Source organism: Isoptericola luteus (genome assembly GCF_020297055.1).
Lineage (GTDB): Bacteria > Actinomycetota > Actinomycetes > Actinomycetales > Cellulomonadaceae > Isoptericola > Isoptericola luteus.
In genome coordinates this window covers 29,659-47,448 of sequence record NZ_JAIXCQ010000014.1, presented here as the reverse complement: position 1 = coordinate 47,448, position 17,790 = coordinate 29,659, and the positions used below count along the sequence as shown (strand labels likewise).

Annotated in this window: 13 protein-coding genes and 1 pseudogene; 7 read left to right on the top strand and 7 right to left on the bottom strand. The window is 68.7% G+C overall.

Features of this window, described 5'->3' with window-relative positions; all coding sequences use genetic code 11:
* Nucleotides 1-14: 14 nt before the first annotated feature.
* The gene (locus LEP48_RS16380) at nucleotides 15-323 is read right to left on the bottom strand and encodes an integrase core domain-containing protein (protein WP_422723849.1); all 309 of its coding nucleotides are present in this window, start codon (nucleotides 321-323) and stop codon (nucleotides 15-17) included.
* 60 nt (nucleotides 324-383) lie between these two features.
* Between LEP48_RS16380 and LEP48_RS16375 the strand changes: the two genes are divergently transcribed.
* Complete coding sequence (locus LEP48_RS16375) at nucleotides 384-647, top strand: hypothetical protein (protein ID WP_225566645.1); 264 nt, start codon at nucleotides 384-386, stop codon at nucleotides 645-647.
* A 101-nt stretch (nucleotides 648-748) separates the two neighbouring features.
* Here the strand turns inward: LEP48_RS16375 and LEP48_RS16370 are convergent, their stop codons facing one another.
* From LEP48_RS16370 to LEP48_RS16360, 3 genes are read right to left on the bottom strand one after another with little or no spacing between them, the layout of a single operon-like run.
* Nucleotides 749-1,138, bottom strand: a complete 390-nt coding sequence (locus LEP48_RS16370; RefSeq protein ID WP_225566644.1) for a hypothetical protein — start codon at nucleotides 1,136-1,138, stop codon at nucleotides 749-751.
* 5 nt (nucleotides 1,139-1,143) lie between these two features.
* On the bottom strand, nucleotides 1,144-2,130 hold the full coding sequence (locus LEP48_RS16365) for a polymorphic toxin-type HINT domain-containing protein (protein WP_225566643.1): 987 nt from the start codon (nucleotides 2,128-2,130) through the stop codon (nucleotides 1,144-1,146).
* 46 nt (nucleotides 2,131-2,176) lie between these two features.
* Nucleotides 2,177-2,374, bottom strand: coding sequence for a hypothetical protein (locus tag LEP48_RS16360; RefSeq protein ID WP_225566642.1), 198 nt, complete (start codon nucleotides 2,372-2,374; stop codon nucleotides 2,177-2,179).
* Nucleotides 2,375-2,491: 117 nt separating this feature from the next.
* On the opposite strand from LEP48_RS16360, the pseudogene LEP48_RS18955 reads away from it, so the two are divergent.
* A pseudogene (locus LEP48_RS18955) lies at nucleotides 2,492-3,515 on the top strand (IS30 family transposase).
* Nucleotides 3,516-3,550: 35 nt separating this feature from the next.
* Here the strand turns inward: LEP48_RS18955 and LEP48_RS16345 are convergent.
* From LEP48_RS16345 to LEP48_RS18630, 3 genes are all read right to left on the bottom strand, one after another.
* Nucleotides 3,551-4,027, bottom strand: a complete 477-nt coding sequence (locus LEP48_RS16345) for a hypothetical protein (RefSeq protein WP_225566640.1) — start codon at nucleotides 4,025-4,027, stop codon at nucleotides 3,551-3,553.
* The gene (locus tag LEP48_RS16340) at nucleotides 4,024-10,803 is read right to left on the bottom strand and encodes a polymorphic toxin-type HINT domain-containing protein (RefSeq protein ID WP_225566639.1); all 6,780 of its coding nucleotides are present in this window, start codon (nucleotides 10,801-10,803) and stop codon (nucleotides 4,024-4,026) included. Before LEP48_RS16340 ends, LEP48_RS16345 begins: the two co-directional genes overlap by 4 nt.
* A gap of 101 nt (nucleotides 10,804-10,904) precedes the next feature.
* Complete coding sequence (locus LEP48_RS18630) at nucleotides 10,905-13,697, bottom strand: LamG domain-containing protein (RefSeq protein WP_308010048.1); 2,793 nt, start codon at nucleotides 13,695-13,697, stop codon at nucleotides 10,905-10,907.
* Nucleotides 13,698-14,026: 329 nt separating this feature from the next.
* Here LEP48_RS18630 and LEP48_RS16320 point away from each other — a divergent pair, with 329 nt between their 5' ends.
* From LEP48_RS16320 to LEP48_RS16300, 5 genes are read left to right on the top strand one after another with little or no spacing between them, the layout of a single operon-like run.
* Nucleotides 14,027-14,992: a metal ABC transporter solute-binding protein, Zn/Mn family gene (locus LEP48_RS16320; protein WP_225566637.1), complete on the top strand. Its 966-nt coding sequence runs from the start codon at nucleotides 14,027-14,029 to the stop codon at nucleotides 14,990-14,992.
* Nucleotides 14,989-15,846, top strand: a complete 858-nt coding sequence (locus LEP48_RS16315) for a metal ABC transporter ATP-binding protein (protein WP_225566636.1) — start codon at nucleotides 14,989-14,991, stop codon at nucleotides 15,844-15,846. The genes LEP48_RS16320 and LEP48_RS16315 overlap by 4 nt, the downstream gene beginning before the upstream one ends.
* A gap of 14 nt (nucleotides 15,847-15,860) precedes the next feature.
* A complete protein-coding gene (locus LEP48_RS16310; protein WP_225566681.1) occupies nucleotides 15,861-16,766 on the top strand; it encodes a metal ABC transporter permease in 906 nt (301 codons plus the stop codon).
* Nucleotides 16,767-16,795: 29 nt separating this feature from the next.
* On the top strand, nucleotides 16,796-17,170 hold the full coding sequence (locus LEP48_RS16305; RefSeq protein WP_225566680.1) for a Fur family transcriptional regulator: 375 nt from the start codon (nucleotides 16,796-16,798) through the stop codon (nucleotides 17,168-17,170).
* Between the two features lie 51 nt (nucleotides 17,171-17,221).
* Entirely contained in the window at nucleotides 17,222-17,773 is a 552-nt protein-coding gene (locus tag LEP48_RS16300; RefSeq protein WP_225566635.1) for a DedA family protein, read from the top strand.
* Nucleotides 17,774-17,790: the final 17 nt, after the last annotated feature.

The window sequence follows — 17,790 nt, the reverse complement described above, 5'->3', positions numbered from 1 at the left end:
ATTCCCGATTCTTGTTATGCGGCGGATCGGACGGCGTACCACTCTTTCTCGGCCTGGTCCGGGGTGCGGTAGCCGAGGGCGGAGTGACGCCTTCTGGTGTTGTACCTTAGTTCGATGTAGCGGGTGATGTCGGATCGTGCAGCGTCGCGTGTCGGGTAGGCGGTCCGGTGAACGCGCTCGTTCTTCAAGGTGCCGTTGAACGATTCCGCCCAGGCGTTGTCGTAGCAAATACCGGTTCGACCGACCGAGCGGAGGACGCCGACCGTTCTAGCATATCGTGCGTATTCGTCCGATGTGTATTGGCAGCCTCGGTCCGTGTGCATAATTGTGATGCGAACACCGGCATCTATTACGGGCCGCGCAGAGCACGTCAGGGCACGCCGATGAAGACCGCCGGCCAGAACCCCTCGGCCGGCATCACCGGCACCGCCCAGCGCACCGTCTCCAAGGGCGGCTACGTCGGCGTCCTCGCCAGCAAGTTCTACGCCGGCTACAAGCGACACGGCGAACATGTCAATATCACCTGGGACGCGGCGACCGTGACCATCACCGACCAGGCCGGAACGACGATCGCGACCTACCCCAAACCGACCCAGCGCCGCGGCTGGCACGGCCCGAACGAGGCCCAAGCGTCCACGAAGTCCTAAGACATGACTCTGTCAACGATGTCCCGAGACACGTCTGTCCACGATGACCTGAGACATCACATCAGACCGCGGCTACACCCTCGTCTGCGATGAGCCACGTATCAGCTCTTGGAGACCATGGCGATCCCGCCCGATGCGAGCGCGAAGACCCGTGCAAGCGCCGAGCGAACCTCGGGATCGTGATCGATCCGATCAAGCTCCGAGTACGCCTCGGGTGAGAGGTCGATCGTCGCCACTCCGCCAGCAACAGGACCATCGGCTGCCGAGAACAATACAAGGCATCTGTAGGCCCGAAGCACACCAGCGCGCTCTTCGCGCAGAAGCGGCTGAAGGAGAATGCTGCCCTCTGCGACCTGAGTGCGCAGCGCATCCACAGCCGTCCACCGCGTCGCCCAGCCGTGTTCCTCGGCCTGCCGCTGGAAGTCGACCAGAGTCCCGAGGTCGATCCGGGACACCTTGAAGTCGGCATCTGTCGAATGCACCATGGGCATCGCGATCAATCTCCCTGGAAGATGTCGATGCGGATCGGGGTATCCGCGTCGATCCGGCCATCGTCGATCCTCGTCAGCAACTCATCCCACCGATGGTGACCGCCAAGGATCGTCCCGTTTTGCGAGACCAGAATCCCGTCGCCATCACCCGCGCGGTTGATCGAGTCCAGCAATTCGTCGTTGCTGAGGTACTCGTGGTACCACTGCGAACTCGGGTCGCGCGTCTGCTGGCCCGGGGTGTACTTGCCTCCTAGGCTTCCCGCGCTCTCCGTAGTGTTCAAGTAGTTCGCGTTGTGCACCAGAACCGGCGTGTCGCCGTCGAGGGCGTAGTAGTTGTGCAGACCTGTGACGCGGAAGTTGCAGACCGTCTCCGGGCGCTGCTCGACCAGCTTCCGATCGAGCGTGGCCACGCCGTCCGGGGTGACGAGTACGTCCCCGGGCTTGAGGTCGCCCGCGTTCACCCAGCCGCGGCCGTCGACCCAGAACGGGTGTTCCGCCGTCGTCGTGATCGTGTCGCCGTCGACCGTCAGGTGGACGAGCTCCGCTGTGTGCCGCACGAACGTCTTGTCCACGACCCGCAGCACGGCCTCACCCGTCGCGAGGTCCTTGGCCCAGACCTTTTCACCGACCTCGATCTCCTCGATCGGATTGCGGCCGTCCTCCGTGAGGATCAGTGTCCCCGCCACGAAGCAAGTGCCCCCAGGGATGCCGCAGGCTCCGCCCTTACATCCCGTCTTTGTGGCAACACCGGTAGCCACCACGATTCCGGGCTGCGGGAAGGTATTTCCTAGCCGCTGATCTGCGGAAACATCCTGCGGAGGCCGGTCGAGAGTCTGCGCCGCGGAGGCCGAAGCCCGGACGCGGTTTTCGGCTGCAGGACCGGTGGCCGCCGATGCGGTCCCGGCGGCTAGAAAAAGAGCCGCCACAACCATCAGCGCCGTCCAGACGGCCAGCACCCAGCGCGGCCTGGCCGTGCGAGTCGTGGTGGTCATGACGGTGAGTGTGCCAGCGCCCGGCGGTCACAGGCTCCGCGTCGCGTCAAGCCTCTTCCCTGGCAGCGCGAGTGAGATTTGCCAGCTCATTGGCAAATGCCTCCGCTTCGTCGTGGCTGTAGCCATGCACGTCGAACCGATCGCCCCGAAGGAGGAGATGTTCATCAAGTGCTCCTGCCAGAAGAAGAAACTCGAAACGAGAAAGAGTAATCGTGTAGTCATCACCATCGATCTTGACTTCCATTACTCCCATGCTCCCCCTGCGATCTGACGCTGGATGTAGGGCGGTGTCATACGGTGCAAGCAACACTCCTGGTCAGCGGGGGTCTGACTGGAGGGTTGCTGGGTGGGCGCACGGGTGATGTTGTCGTTCTCGGATCGGGTGGAGATCGCCACCGGCTTCAAGGCGGGCTGGGGTCCGCGGCGGATCGGGCGGGCGATCGGCCGGTCGGCGTCGGTGGTCTCGCGTGAGTTGAGACGGCACCGGCTCTCGGACGGGACGTACAAGCCGGTCACCGCGGACGCGCGTGCCGAGCGGTCCCGCATGCGGCCCAAGGTGCGCAAGGTCGGAGCCGATCCGGTGCTGGCGGCGCGGGTGCGTGCGGACCTGAGACGCTCGCGCACGCCGCGCCAGATCGCGGGACGGTTGCGCCGGGAGGCCACGGACGCGAGCGTTGCGACGATGAAGCACTCGCCCGACGCCCGGGGCCGCACGGTCAGCCACGAGGCGATCTACCAGTACGTGTACGCCCTGCCCAAGGGTGAGCTCGCCGCCGCGGGGATCATGCTGCGTTCCAAGCGCACCCTTCGCCGGCCCCGCAAGGCGGCTGGTGAACGCAGCGCGCGGATCGTCGCGATGGTCTCGATCGACGACCGCGACCCCGAGGCGGCCGGGCGCAGGGTTGCCCGGGCACTGGGAGGGCGACCTGATCATCGGCAAGGGCGGCAAGAGCGCCGCGGCGACCCTGGTCGAGCGCACTACCCGGTTCGTGACGATCAAGGCGTTGCCGCAGGTCAAGAACTCCGACGGGCTCGCGGACGTGCTGATCGAGGAGTTCAACGAGCTACCCGCCCTGGTACGCAAGTCGCTGACCTGGGACCAGGGCACCGAGATGGCCCGCCACGCCGCCCTCACCCTGGCCACGAGAATGCCGGTCTACTTCGCCGACCCCCGCTCGCCGTGGCAGCGGCCCTCCAACGAGAACACGAACGGGCTGATCCGCGAGTACCTGCCCAAGGGCACCGAGATCACCGACCACCAGCCCTACCTCGACGCGATCGCCGAAGAACTCAACGAACGACCCCGCGCGACCCTCGGCTTCCTCACCCCACGCGAAGCGTTCGAGAAGCTACTCCTCGACGAGGCCGTTGCTACGACCAATTGACACCGCCCCCATTAGCCGCCAAGAGGCAGCTGCGCTCACCTCGTCGAGCGCAGCCATTCGTTCAGGACGGCCTCTTCCTCCGTTGCCACCGAGCCCGGCCCGCAGAGGCGGCCGAGTTCGCGGAAGAACTCACCACCTGCCTTGGCAATCACCTTGAACAGTTCGTGACTCGGCGCCACCGCAGTCCGATGGACCGACCGGTCGGCAGTAGTCACAGTCAGCAAAGTGTTCCCGCCCCATGGCGCCACTTCAGCCACGATTGCAATGGGCTGATCAGGGAAGTGCCGCTTACCTGAGCCCGCTTGGCGGCACTCGTTCAACACTTGGATCACCAGCGGCCATAGCCAGTTGATGTCGTCCCAGAGATCCAGGCCCAGCACTTCCACCCCATCCACGACCAGGCTGATCGCTCCCGGGACATACTCACAATCTCCGTCGTGGCCCGCCGCGGCGCTTATCACAGCGAACTCGCCGTTCACCTTCACGTAACTGGTGACCTCAACACGGCTCATGGCAGCACTCCCGGGTAGAACTGGCCGATTCGACCTCGGGAGACGCCAAGGACGTAGTCGACGCCGTTCACGCTTCCCTGGACCTGTCCCGTGCCCGCCCCGATTCGCGCCAACTGCTCACGGTTCTGGCGAGCTACATCTCCGATCGCGGCCTGAACGTCGTCGATCGACATCGACTCATCGAAGAATGACTGCCTTGCCTTCACCGACCCGTCCCAGTAGGTGGGGTGATGCCGCTCCAGCACATGAGTGAGACCGCTCTTGTCGAGCTGGAACGTCGAGTTGCCAAACTGGAGCCGCTGGCTCTGCCAGTTCCGCAGCGCAGGCAGGCACGCGTTGTGCACCAAGACCGCGACCGAGCCAACGTGGTAGGTGTGGATGCCGTCAACCTCGAGGTTGTAGGCCGGTGCCACCCGGGACGTCGAGCCACGCCACTCGTCAACAGTGAGCGTGCGCCCGTCGGCCGTCAGGACGCGTTCGCCCGTGCTGAGCTGGTCGGCTCGCTCGAACCGGCCGTCGGTGACGGACCAGAATGGGTGGTCCACGGTCGTGCCGAGCACGGTCCCGTCGTCCAAAGCGAGGTCGGTGACGGTGTCGTCGTGGACGAAGACGTGCGTGACCTTCCGGGCCTCCTGCTCGCCGGTCTCCGGGTCTGAGGCGATGACCTCGTCGCCAACCTCGATGTCCTCGATCTGCTTCTTCGACCTGTCGGCCATCAGAACGAGCGTCGAGCCTTCGAACGAGCAAGCTTTAGCTGCGGTGTTTGCGGCAGTTGTTGCTGCGTCCGCTCCCTTGACGATCCATTTGATAGGGGTGACGGCCAGGCCGATGAGCGGTATGGCTGCACCGCATGACCATCCGGCGTTGCCCCAACTGCCGGCTCCGGCGTACCAGGCGCAGTTGGCGAGGTCGGGAAAAATTCCGAACGCGGGCACCAGTCCCGCCATATCCAGGGCGATGTGTCCGACGTCCTCGAGGCTGATGTCCGCCCCTGATGTCCCTCCCGACCCGGCGGGTGGCGGGGCTGGGGGAGCCTGCGGAGACGGCGACGGCTCGGGTTGTGGCTCGTCATCCGACAGTTTCACGCGTGGCTTCGGTTTACAGTTGGGGCCGCCGCTAGCCCCGGCGCCAGCGCAAGGGTCTCCTCCGTGGGGATGGGTCTGCGGGTTGTAGCCGACGTGTCCGGCACCGATGGGCAGCAGGCCGGTCGGGTCGGAGAGGGTGACGGGGTTGTTGTTGGCGTAGGCGTATCCGTGCCATTGCTGGGGGTCGGCGAGGTCCATGATCGGGTCCACGCTGGTGAACCGGCCGATGGTGGGGTCGTAGTAGCGGGCGCCGATCGCGGTCAGGCCGGTGGTGTCGGTGGGCTTGTCGAGGAATCCGTGGTCTCCGGACCAGGCGGCGGGTGTGGTGCCGCGGGTGTTGGCGAACGGGTCCTGGTACCGGTGGGTGATGGTCGCGGTCACGTTCGTGATGGACAGGCCCGCGGTGCCGTGGTGGTCGTTGACCAGGGTTGAGACGTCGTCGAAGCCCGCTCCGGTGCGCACCGCGATGGTCTGCCCGGCCCACGTGTAGTACCGGGTGGCTTTTGTGGTCCCGTCTGCGGTCAGGGTGAGTTCCTGCCCGCCGGGCAGGTAGACCGTGGTCGTACCGTCTTGCTTGCGGATGAGGCGGTCGCCGTCGGCGGTGTAGACGAAGGTTGCGTCCGCTTCACCGTCCTGGGTGACCTGGGCGAGCTCGCCCTCCGCGTCCCACGTCAACGCCTGGGTCGTGCCGTCTGACGGGGTGCGGGTGGTGGTGTTGCCCGACGCGTCGTAGGCGTAGCTCGAGACCGTCGAGCCGTCGGTGACCTCAGAGACCGCGTGCGGTTGCTCCTCGCCCGGGGCCGGGTAGGTGTACGAGGCCGTGCTGGTGCCCGAGGTGGTGTGTTCGGTGACGCTGGTGCGGTTGCCGACCGGGTCGTAGGTGTAGTCGGTCCAGTAGGTGGCCGGGCCACCCAACCCGGGCACGGTCTTAGCGGTGGTGCAGGACGCGTCCGCCGGGGTCCAGGCCGACGTCAGCCTGCCCAACCCGTCGTTCGTGAAGCACTGGGTGTCCCGTGCCGGCGCGTCCGCGGCGGTCGGGTTGTTGTCGATCTTGGTGACGTTCCCCGCATCGTCATAGGTGTAGGCCGCTGCCAGGTCCGTGCCGGAGACACCCTCTTGGTCCAGGCTGATCCCCATCAGGCGCCGGGTGCCCGGGTCCCAGGTGTTCGTGACCACGTAGGAGCGCGTGCTACCCAGGTCCATCGCCTCGACCTGACCCGTCGAGGTATACCGGGTCGTGGCCACATATACCCCGACGCCGCCGCCGCTGGACAATCGTTGCGGCATTCCCGCGGCGTCGAAGTAGGTCACGACATTCTCCGCGGGCAGGTTGCCCAGAGCAGGCAGCGCCGCCCCCCGATAGGCACCAGAGTCCGTGTAGTGGAAGCTCGCGGAGTAGGAACCCGCGAGCTCACCTTCCGCTGTCGGGAGCGTGACCTTCTGTCCCGTGGCGTGATACGCGTCGTCATACCCCGTGACCGCAGTCACGTACTGGTTCGCCCCCGCGTACCGCGTGGAGGAGGACACCTGCCCCTTGGCCACCGTGTCGTACTCCCAGGAGGCCAGGAGGGTCCCGGTCGCTGAGCCGGAACGCCGTTCGGTCGCCCGTCCCAACGCGTCATAGGTGTAGGCAAGGGTCTTGCCGCGGGCATCGGTGGTGGTCAGGGCCTGACCGGCGTCGTCGAACGTCGAGGTGGTGGTGCCCTTGTCCGGGTCGGTGGACGAGACCAGCCTGCCCAGCAGGTCGTAGGAGTATGTCCAGTCGTTCCCGGCAGGATCGGTGACCTTCGCCAGATTCCCCGCCTTGTCGTAGGCGTAGGTGGTGTCCTGGTGCGCGCCGGACGGGGAGGCACCGAGGTACTGGCGCAGCGTGGTGGTCCGGCCCCGGGCATCGCTGATCGTCGTGGTCGGCGTGCCCCCGGCCGGCGGGTCCACGACCACGCGGTCACCGCCGTACCTGGTGGTGGTGCGCCACCTCTCCTTCTCGTTGACCTCAAGCACCTGCGCCACGACCCGCCCGGCGCCGTCATGGTCGAATCGGGTGCGGGTGGGCACCGCCGAGTCCGGGGTCACCGCCGTGGTGGCCGGGGCCCCATCGGTGGCCCATGGGGCGACGTCGTAGGCCACCAGACCCCGCGAGTCGTACAGGGTGTCGGCCACCATCCGGCCGCCGACGTCACGGTTCGCTCCGTCGGCCTGAGTCTGGCGCGCGCGCAGCAGCCCGTCGTAGATGCTCACCGAGGTGCGATACGCGTTGTTCGCGTCCAGGGTCTTGGTCGTCACGGCGTTGTGCCCGGTCGAGCGCACCGTGTACGTGTACTGCACGTGCGCGGTCTCGCTGGCCTTGGCCCGGCCCGGCTTCCACACCTTGGCCAACCGGCCCAGCGCGTCGTAGGTGGCCTCGGTGACCTTCCCGTTGGGATCGGTCACCCTCACCGGCACACCCCAGGCCGGGTTCAGGGTGGTCGTGGTCACCAGCGGGGTCGCCGCCCCGGACCCGTCGGGGTCCGGCGTGGTGGTCTTGGTACCGGTCACCGGGCCACCGGTGGCCGGGATGTACGCGGTGGTGGACTTGCGCCCCAGCACGTCGGTCACCGACGTGGTACGCCCCAGGTCGTCATACGTGGTCCGCGACGCCGGGACATAGACCGGCACGCCGTCCTGGTGCTCCTTGAGCACCTCGGTACGGGTCACCAGACCCCTGGTCGGCGCGACCCCGTAGGCCTGCCCGTCGAAGAGGTTCCTGGTGTCGGAGACCACGTCCGCGGGACGACCCACGTCATCGCCGCAGCCGACAGAGAGCACCTCCTCACGCACCATGGCCCCCATGATGTTCGCACTCGCGTTGTGCTTCAAGGTCCGGGTCGTGCACCGCTCGTCGCCGCTCACGGCCAGGTCGCCCTGGTCGTCGACCTTGACGATCTGCCCGTAGGCGTCGAACGTGTTCGTGACCGACGTCTGCCGCTTGTCACCCGCGAGTTCCGGCGCGGTCGTGGTGGTCAGCGTCGTCTTGATCGCCGCCTGGTAGGCCTTGCGCCCGTCGGCGCCGGTGGCCTTGACCCCCGAGCGCCACGGCGTGCTCGTCACCGTACCCACCACGGTGGACCCGACACCGTCGTAGGTAGTCTCCTGGCGCACCATCCCCGCGAACTGGTCATGATCCGTGATCCCGTCCACCTCGACGTCCGCCGTACCACCCGAGGCCGTGCGGTTGGCGTCCATCCCGCGGAAGTACCGGTACCTCGTACGTCCCGGCGTCGAGCTGCCGACATCACCCTGGGTCACGTCGACCGTCGCGTACCCGCGGAACTGACCCCAGGTGCGGTCCTTCTTCTCGACCAACGGGTTGTCGTCGTAGCGCCACGCAGCCCCACCGACATAGTCATATGTCGTCACCACCTGCGTGGGCAGGGACCCACGCGGGTCGTCGACCATCCCCGTCACCACATACTTGTGGAAGTACTCCGTGATGGGCTCCGTGGCGCCCTCCGGCGTCCACCGCACCGGGAAGCAGCGGCGCGTGTTCGACGCCGGATCGGCCGGCAGATCCGACGGCGAGCAGTCATGCCCGGAGTACGTCACCGTCGTGAGCGCGCCGGACTCCGACCTGATCGTCGTCATCCGGTACCGGTTCATCGGCAGCATCGTCGCCGTCTGGGAGACCCGGTTCGCCATCTGCTCACCACCGAAGTCCACCGCGGGCAGCGCCGTCGTGCCACCGACCTTGCCCGAGTGCGTCACCTTGTCCAACCACAGCACCGGGTCCTCAGCGTCGCCCGGGTCGGGGAACGTGTGCGTCAACGCCCACGCATCGACCGCCTGATACGAACCAGACGTGAGGACCTTCGTCGTGACCGTCGTCAACCTCTTGCGGGTGAAGAACGCCGGCGACGTCGCGTCCGGGCACGAGCTGGTCGAGGAGCAGATCAGGTCCGCGGGCACGTCCGGCCATGCCGACGCCGACGAGTCGGTCAACGACGCGCAATCCTGCGTCGACGTCTTCAGGCAGCGCTCAGCCACCGTGAAGTCGACCCGTGCCGGAGCCGGGGAATCCGTCTCGGCGCCCTTGCGCTGCCCGTACTCGATCGACTTCAGGTATCCGCCGCGGGTGTACGACACGGAGTCTGTGTTGTTGTCGCGTCCGTACCGGTTCGTCTCCGCACCATAGGTGTACGTCAACGTGTTGCCCGAGGTGTCGACCACATACTCCAGGTTCCACCGCCACGCCTGCACGCAGGAGGAATCCTCGAACGCCGACGCGTGGCACGGCTCACCCGCATGGTTGCCGAACACCGGCACCGTCCACGCCGAGTTCAACTTGGTGGTGTCTGCCGCCGAGCGCTGCCCGCGCCCGAAGAAGTACTGGGTGCCGTCACTCGTGGTGACCTTCCAGTACTCCCCGTCGTCATCGGCGTTCTGCCCGCCCGTGAGCCGCTGGACCCGCGTCGCGTCATCGTCCTTGGGCCACCACTGACCCGTCGAGGCGTCCTTGATCAGCTCGACCGCGGACCCACCGAACACCATCGACGCGTTGTCCGTGTCCCAGCACAGGTCACCGCTGGGATGCGACGCATTGTTCGCCGCATCACCATCCTTAGCGCCGTCGTCCTGGACACACCCCACATACCGCCGCTCGATGTATCCGGGCCACAGGTTCCACCCGTCCCCGATCCACGACGACTGGTTGTTCGTCGACGCCACCCGGCCGTCCAACGCCCCCGACGAATACCCCAACGCCAGCTCAGGCTCCGGACCCGCCGGCGCCGGCGGCACCCGCATCGGATACGACCACGTGAAATCACCCGTGTTCCCCGACACGTTCCACGCCGCCGACGGCGACAACGACGTCGCCGCCCAGTCCCCCGACGAACCCGACGTGTCCGCAGACAGTGCCATCACCATCGCCCCCGACGACGACCCGAGCGTCGCCGTCACCGTCTGCGTCTGCACGTCGTTGCTCTGGGTCGCCACCGGCGTCCCCCTCGCGCAATCCGCGTCTTTCGGCGTCGTCAGCGCGCACTGCGGCAGCTCCACCAGGCGCAGTCGGTCCGACCAGCCGCCACCGAACGCATCGGCGAACTGCCCGTAGTCGATGCTCACCTCGACGTCACCCACCGGCGCCAGAGCCTCCTCGGCGTCCGAAGCGGCCGAGGTGGACGAAGTCTTCGCTGCGTTGGCGACCTCGCCACCGCCGCCGGCATCGCCGGCACTCTCGGGTCCGCTTACCCGTAACAGCAGCCCCGTGATGCCTGCAGCACGCGTCGTGTCCTGGTCGAAGACCTCGACCCGCACCCGAGACGACGTCTCGATCTGCGTGTCATCGCGTTCCACCGAGCGTTCCGAAGAAGTTCGTCCGGTGCTGTTGGACGCTTCGCGGACGGACACCTCCAGCCCACCGATCTGGTCGCTGGTCGGCTTGGGCTCCGCGTTCAGCTCGGTGACACCGGCACTGGGCCAGGCCACATCCGCCCGGCTGGCCGCGGGCATCGGGGGCGCCTTGGCGGCCGACCCCTCCGAAGTCGTCGACGGGACACGCGCCAGATCGTCGAACTCCGGCAGCAGCTGTTCGCCGTGCTCGGTCCGCTCCGCGTCGCTCCACGACTCGCGCTGCGCCAGCTCGGCGGCCGTGAGCCCGTCATCAGCGGCGCCGGCCGGTGGCGCCGTCAACAACGTCGCGATCAAGGCTGCCACAACCACACCACCCGTGGATCGTCGCAACCTCGACGTCATCCCTGGTCCCCTCGTCAGCGTGAACCCGCTCGAACCCTGACCGAGTCTCACTTTGGCGCGCATCAGTTCTTCTCCGTCGGGTCGTTCAGGTCCCCACCCGGAACCGTGGAGAACATCGGCGCGCCCGTGCACACCCGCCAGATCTTCGCGTCGTCCGCGTCGAGCAGCTGACCGTCGTACACGCGCACGTTGTCCACAGCCCCCCGCCACGGGCTGGTGTACTTGCCGGACGACTTCACGCGGCCGACCTGAAGAGGACCATCCGCGAACCAGGAGGATCCCAGGGCCGCCGTCGCCGACTCCACCGGGTCCGGATCCACCCCGTCGAACGGATCGTCGTCCACCGGCAGCGGATCGCAGACCGTCAGCTTCATCTGCCCCGCCACCTTGTCGTAGGAACCCACGAGATAGACCCACTTGCCCTCGACCACGGCCAGCTCTGAGGTCGCGATCGGTCCACTCGCACCGTCTTCAGGACGCATCGAGAAGATCCAGCACCCGTCGCCCGTGCTCGTCGCACAGCGGTTGGGCGGCGCATACCCGAGCCAGAACCCGTTCGACTCGACCCCGTCCTGGCTCAACGCCGCCGCATACGAACCCAGCGAGTCCAGCCGCACGTGCGCCGAGACCACGAAACTGTCGTCCGTTCGTACCACCGGCCCCAACGTCGCTGCCGTATCCGCCGCATCGTCGAACAGCAGGGCACTATTTCCGGGCAGCCGATCCAGGAATGGGCCGTCGGTCCACATGGACGTGCTTGCGATCTGCAGATCCTGGCGCCCAAGGAAGTCCGCGCCCACGGTGCCCGATCGCTCGTTCAGCTCCCACGCGGCATCCTCACGCGGGGGCGCCACATCGACCGTGTACGCCCGCACCTCGCTCGCGTTCCCCGCCCGATCGACCGCCTGGACCCGCAACGTGTGTGGGCCCGGAGCACGCGGGTCGAACGTGATCGTTCCCGAAGACCCCGACAACTCCGTCGTGACCGCGTTGGCATCGTTCCAGGAGTACAAGAAGTGCGTCACGTCGCTCGAGCCGTTGTTCCCGACGGCGAACTTCCCCACCACACCGATGCCACCGGTCTCGACCCCCGTGGTGTACACCGCAGGTTGACCCGCGACCGGGGACACGGTCGGCGTGTTCGGCGGCGTCACATCGACGTTGAACGTGCACCCTGCCCCCGGGCCCGCACGGCCCCCCGTGTCTTTCGCCTGTACCCGGAACTCATACGATCCCGTCGTCAGCGCATCTGAGGACGGCACGGTTCGCGACACCAGCGAACCATTCGCATACGATGCTGCACTGAACGGACCGTTGTAATGCATCGCTCCGCTCGACCTGTACACGTTGAAGTTGTGATAAACCCGATCGCCGTCCGGGTCACCAATCCTCGCACGCAGTTGCGGCGTGGCGTCCCGCATCCACGCGCTGGCACCGCACTTCACCGCCGTACCGCCGTTCGGCACGATGTCCAGGTCCCACGGCGTCTTCGGCGCCTGGTTGTACGACACCGACAGCTTCGCGTCGTTGCGATACCGCTTCCAGCGCGCCATCGTGGTCTCGGTCGCGGCCTTGAGCCCGATCGTGATGTAGGAGTGGTTCGCCGACGCGGCCTCCTGGGCCGCCTGCTCCACGTCCCACGAGACCCGCCGCGGGCCGTCGTCACAGCCCGACTTGTGCGCCACGTCCTGAGTCGACTGCAGGTTCGCGTCCGTCCACCCCGAGTTCGACGACCACGTCGTGCCCTCAGCGATGTTCTCCACGTTGTACGCCCGCACCCCATACGCCGTGCAGTTGTACGAATGCGCCCCGTACGCCGAGAACGTGGCCGAGGTGATGTCCCCCGACGCCACCCCCGAGATCGTGCTCAGGTCCTTCCCCCGGAACTCCCACACCAGCCGGCTGACGAAGTCCTGCCCGCACGAGGACGCGACCGACACGTCACACATCCCCAGGCCCTGGTCCCCGGAGAACTTGTAGTCCGAGGACATCCCCGACCGGATCGCGGTCCACTCGTTGCGCGACCCCGACACCGACGGGTCGATGAACACCGGCCAGCTCGTCGCCTCGTCCGCGAGCATGCCCGCGTCCGGCGTCAACGACACCACGCTCGAGTCGCCCCCATCGGCAGCCACCCGTGCCGGCAGCACCGCGACCGCACTGTCCAGCGCCGGCGCCGCGACCGGGTCACCCACCACCGGCTCGCCCGAGTCCCCGTCCACGACATCGCCGACAGCTTCCCCGGCAGCAGCGAACGAGCGCACCGACGACGAACCCTCCACGCCAGCCGCAGCGTCACCGATCGAGCCCGAGTCCCACATCAACGGCGTCGGACTGGAGAACACCGCCTCGCCCGCCCCGTCCACGGCGACGAACCCACCCCCGGACTCCGAGACCGTCAGCCCTTCAGAGACCTGCACGTCAAAGGCCAGCTGCGCCAACGCCGGGTTCGCCGCCGCCTCCGGCGAGGCCACCCGCAACACCTCCGAGAACCCCGTACCGTCCGCATCGATCGACGCGATCAGGTCCACCCCGGGCAACACCTGCGGGTACGTCACCCGGTCCCCGTCGACCTGCGGCACCGTCAGGTCGAACGGCACGTCGAACTCCAACACGTGCCCGTCCCGCTCGATCGTCGCCAACGGCATCCCCGCCGTACCGTCCGAGAACACGACCGGCAACGCCGGCGCCGCCGCCACGACCCCCGCCTGCCCCACCGACAACGTCGTGTCGACCGGCTCCCACGACCCGTTCACATCCGTACGCACCGCGGCCGCCGACATCTCCACCCGGGTCTCGCCCGCCGGCGTCACGAACACCGTGTCCCACGCCGACCGCGCCGACGTCAGCTCCACCTCCGTGCCGCACGCCACCGCGATCTGCGCCGCCAGCGCCGGATCCGCCGCCTACGGCACGCACTCCACCGCAGGAACGCCGTCGGCCCCCGCCGATACCGGGACGATGCCTGACATGACCAGCGCCAGAAGACCACTTGACGCGACGATCCGTCCAAACCGCACCGAAGGCACCATCCCTGATATTCGACTGTGAACGACCCAAAACCTAGCGGTGAAGATTGCCCACGGCACGCGCACCAGCGGGTGAAAGAAATGGATATTTCAGACACTGCCCGCCAGGGGCGTCGAGTTGACAACCGTTCTCATCACGACTGAGAATCGTTCTCATGCTTCGCCGACGCGCGGCCCTCGCCGCTCTGCCCTTGCTCGCCCTGCCCGCCGTGCTGGCGGGCTGCGCCGCCGACGACGGGGGCGGCGAGGACGGCACGCTCGAGGTGCTGGCGTCGTTCTACCCCCTGCAGTTCGTGACCCAACAGGTGGGCGGTGACCTCGTGTCGGTCTCGAACCTCACGCCACCGGCCGCCGAACCGCACGACCTGGAGCTCTCCCCCGCCCAGGTGCGGGAGATCGGTGCGGCCAACCTGGTCGTCTTCCAGTCCGGGTTCCAGCCCGCCGTCGACGAGGCTGTCTCGGCCCAGGCGCCGGAGCACGTCGTCGACGCCGCCGAGGTCGCCACCCTCGAGTCCCGCCCCGGCACGTCCGGGGAGGAGCCCGAGGAGGGCCACGACGAGCACGCCGAGGAGGGGGACGGCCACGACCACGGCGCGCTCGACCCGCACTTCTGGCTGGACCCGATGCGTCTCGTGCCGGTGGCGGACGCCGTCGCGCAGGCCCTGACCGACGCCGACCCGGCGAACGCGGACGCCTACGCCCAGGGCGCGGCCGCCCTCACCGCCCAGCTCGAGGACCTGGACGGCCGGTTCTCGACCGGCCTGCAGCAGTGCGAGACCCGCGTGCTGGTGACATCCCACGAGGCCTTCGGCTATCTCGCGGAGCGTTACGACCTGACGCAGATCGGTATCGTCGGCCTCGACCCGGAGGCCGAGCCGTCCCCCGCGCGGCTGCGCGAGGTCGGTGAGGTCGTCACGGCCAACGACGTCAGCACGATCTTCACCGAGACGCTCACCAGCCCCAAGGTCGCCCAGACGCTGGCGAGCGACCTCGGCGTCACCACCGCCGTTCTCAACCCGCTCGAGGGACTGTCCGACGACGAGCTCGCCGGCGGCGCCGACTACGCGTCGGTGATGCAGGACAACCTCACCGCGCTCACCGGAGGGCTCCGCTGCTCATGACGACACTCACGGAGACACCCGCAGAGCGCCGGTCCGCCGGGGCGCCGCCCGTCGAGGCCGCGGACGTGCACGTGCGCCTGGGCGCCAGCCCGGTGCTGCGCGGCGTCGACCTGAGGGTCGCCGCCGGCGAGGTGGTGGCTCTGCTCGGCGCGAACGGCTCCGGCAAGTCCACGCTCGTGCGCACGCTCGTCGGCGTCCTGCCCCCCACGTCGGGCGAGGTGCGGCTGTTCGGCCGCCCGCTGGGCGACGGCGTCCCGTGGGGCCGGGTGGGCTACGTGCCGCAGCGCGTCAGCGCCGCCGCGGGCGTGCCGTCGACCGCCGAGGAGGTCGTGGCCTCCGGCCTGCTGCACGGGCGCCGCCTGCGGCTGCCCCGGGGCTGGCGCGACCGGGCCCACGAGGCCCTCGAGCTCGTCGACCTGGCGGACCGTCGTCGGACGGCGACCCAGCAGCTCTCCGGCGGGCAGCAGCAGCGCGTGCTCATCGCCCGCGCGCTGGTGCGCCGTCCGGACCTGCTGGTGCTGGACGAGCCGGTCGCCGGCGTCGACCGGCCCAGCCAGGAGGCCTTCGCCGCCACGATGGCGCGGCTGGTGGCCGACGGCACGACGGTGCTCGTGGTGCTGCACGAGCTGGGCGAGCTCGCGCCCCTGGTGCAGCGCGCGGTGGTGCTGCGGCACGGCCGGGTGGTGCACGACGGCGCACCGCCCCGCCCGCGGCCCGGGCACGAGGAGGCCGAGCACGAGCACGTGCACCCGCACGCCGCCCCGCGCTCGGAACGCGGGGAAGGTGACATGGGCCTGGCCGAGGGCCCGTTCGAGGCAGGCATGAGCACGACGACGGACGAGGTGGCACCGTGAACGGCCTGTGGGAGATGGTCACCGACCCGTTCATGCAGCGGGCGCTCGTCGCCGCGCTGCTCGTGGGGGTGAGCGCGCCCGTCGTGGGCACCTACCTGGTGCAGCGCCGGCTCGCCCTGCTCGGCGACGGCATCGGTCACGTGGCCCTCACGGGGGTGGCGCTCGGCTGGCTCGTGGGCGCGGCCATGGGCCTCGTGCCCGACGACGCGCTGGCGGTGCCGGGCGCCGTCGTGGCCGCCGTCGCCGGCTCCGTGCTCATCGAGGTGGTCCGGCGCCGCGGCCGCACCTCCGGCGACCTCGCGCTCGCCATCCTGTTCTACGGCGGCATCGCGGGCGGCGTGCTGCTCATCGGGCTCGCCGGCGGCTCCTCGGGCAGCCTCATGGCCTACCTTTTCGGCTCCATCTCCACCGTCACCACGGGCGACGTGTGGGTCACGGTCGTGCTGTGCGGGCTGATCCTGCTCATCGGCATCGGCCTTCGCCCGGCGCTGTTCTCCGTCAGCCACGACGAGGAGTTCGCCATCTCCTCCGGGTTGCCGGTCTGGGCGTTGAACATGGCGGTCGCCGTCCTCGCCGCGCTGACGGTGACGGTCGCGATGCGTGTGGTCGGGCTGCTGCTCGTGTCCGCGCTGATGATCGTGCCGGTCGCCATCGGCCAGCTCGTGACGCACTCGTTCCGCCGCACGATGCTCGTCGCGTCGGTCGTCGGCGTCGCCGTCTGCCTGGTCGGGCTGTCGATCACCTACTGGCACAACGTGTCCCCCGGCGCGCTCATCGTGGTCCTCGCGATCGGCGTGTACGCCGTCACGGCCGCGCTGCACCCGCTGCTGGCCCGCCGCCGCCCGGGGGCCGACCCCCACCCCGACATCCCCGACGACGTCGCCGTCGCCGCAGGCCGCGAGGAGGAGTGCACGCCGTGAACGACACGACGCCGCGGACGGCGGTCCGCATGACCCGCCAGCGGGCCGCCGTCGCCGGGGCCCTCGGGGACACCGACGAGTTCTGCAGCGCCCAGCAGCTGCACGAGCGGCTCCGCACCCGCGGGGACGCCGTCGGCCTGGCCACCGTCTACCGCACCCTGCAGACCATGGCCGACAGCGGCGACGTCGACGTGCTGCGCGGCGAGGACGGCGAGAACCTCTACCGCCGCTGCGAGCGCAGCGAGCACCACCACCACCTGGTGTGCCGGGTCTGCGGCCGTGCGGTCGAGATCGACGGGCCCAGCGTGGAGGCGTGGGCGGCGAGCGTCGGCGCGGCACACGGCTTCGCCGACATCGACCACACCGTCGAGCTGTGGGGCACCTGCGTGCAGTGCCGCCGATGATGTGACGGAATCGACACCGACGTCAGATGCCTACCAGGGGATGATGGCTGCGTGACGCTCCTGAACCCCGCGCTGATCGACACGGCCGGCACCGCCCACGCCTCCGCCACCCCGGGCGCGGGAGTCTTCACCATCGCCGGTGTGCCGTTCTGGGTGGTCTACCTCGCGGCGTTCGGGATCGTCATGATCCGGGCGCAGGCCACGTACTGGGCAGGCCGGGGAGTCGCACGCGGCCTGTCGCAGGGCCGGTTCGCGCAGCTCCTGGCGAGCCCGCGCGCCACCGCCGCGATCGAGCGCGTGCACCGCTGGGGGCCGCCCGCGGTCACGCTGTCCTTCCTCACCGTCGGCATCCAGACGGTGATCAACCTCTCCGCCGGGTACCTGCGCATGCCCTACCCGCGCTACCTCGTCGCGCTGGTGCTCGGCTGCCTCGCCTGGGCCGCGATCTGGACGACGGTCGGCTCGGCAGTCGTCAACGGGGCCATCCTGCTGGGACTGAGCCACCCGGTCGCGCTGGTCCTGCTCGGCGTCGGAGTCGCCGCGCTCGTCGCCTGGATCGTCGTGCGCCGGACGCGTCGCTCGCTGGCCGACGGCGAGGCCTGAGCCCGCCCGGGGCAGGC

Bases quoted from the DNA above. Each gene is read 5' to 3' on its own strand.
- LEP48_RS16380 (WP_422723849.1), bottom strand. From the start codon at position 323: ATGCACACGGACCGAGGCTGCCAATACACATCGGACGAATACGCACGA.
- LEP48_RS16375 (WP_225566645.1), top strand. From the start codon at position 384: ATGAAGACCGCCGGCCAGAACCCCTCGGCCGGCATCACCGGCACCGCC.
- LEP48_RS16370 (WP_225566644.1), bottom strand. From the start codon at position 1,138: ATGCCCATGGTGCATTCGACAGATGCCGACTTCAAGGTGTCCCGGATC.
- LEP48_RS16365 (WP_225566643.1), bottom strand. From the start codon at position 2,130: ATGACCACCACGACTCGCACGGCCAGGCCGCGCTGGGTGCTGGCCGTC.
- LEP48_RS16360 (WP_225566642.1), bottom strand. From the start codon at position 2,374: ATGGAAGTCAAGATCGATGGTGATGACTACACGATTACTCTTTCTCGT.
- LEP48_RS16345 (WP_225566640.1), bottom strand. From the start codon at position 4,027: ATGAGCCGTGTTGAGGTCACCAGTTACGTGAAGGTGAACGGCGAGTTC.
- LEP48_RS16320 (WP_225566637.1), top strand. From the start codon at position 14,027: ATGCTTCGCCGACGCGCGGCCCTCGCCGCTCTGCCCTTGCTCGCCCTG.
- LEP48_RS16315 (WP_225566636.1), top strand. From the start codon at position 14,989: ATGACGACACTCACGGAGACACCCGCAGAGCGCCGGTCCGCCGGGGCG.
- LEP48_RS16310 (WP_225566681.1), top strand. From the start codon at position 15,861: ATGGTCACCGACCCGTTCATGCAGCGGGCGCTCGTCGCCGCGCTGCTC.
- LEP48_RS16305 (WP_225566680.1), top strand. From the start codon at position 16,796: ATGACCCGCCAGCGGGCCGCCGTCGCCGGGGCCCTCGGGGACACCGAC.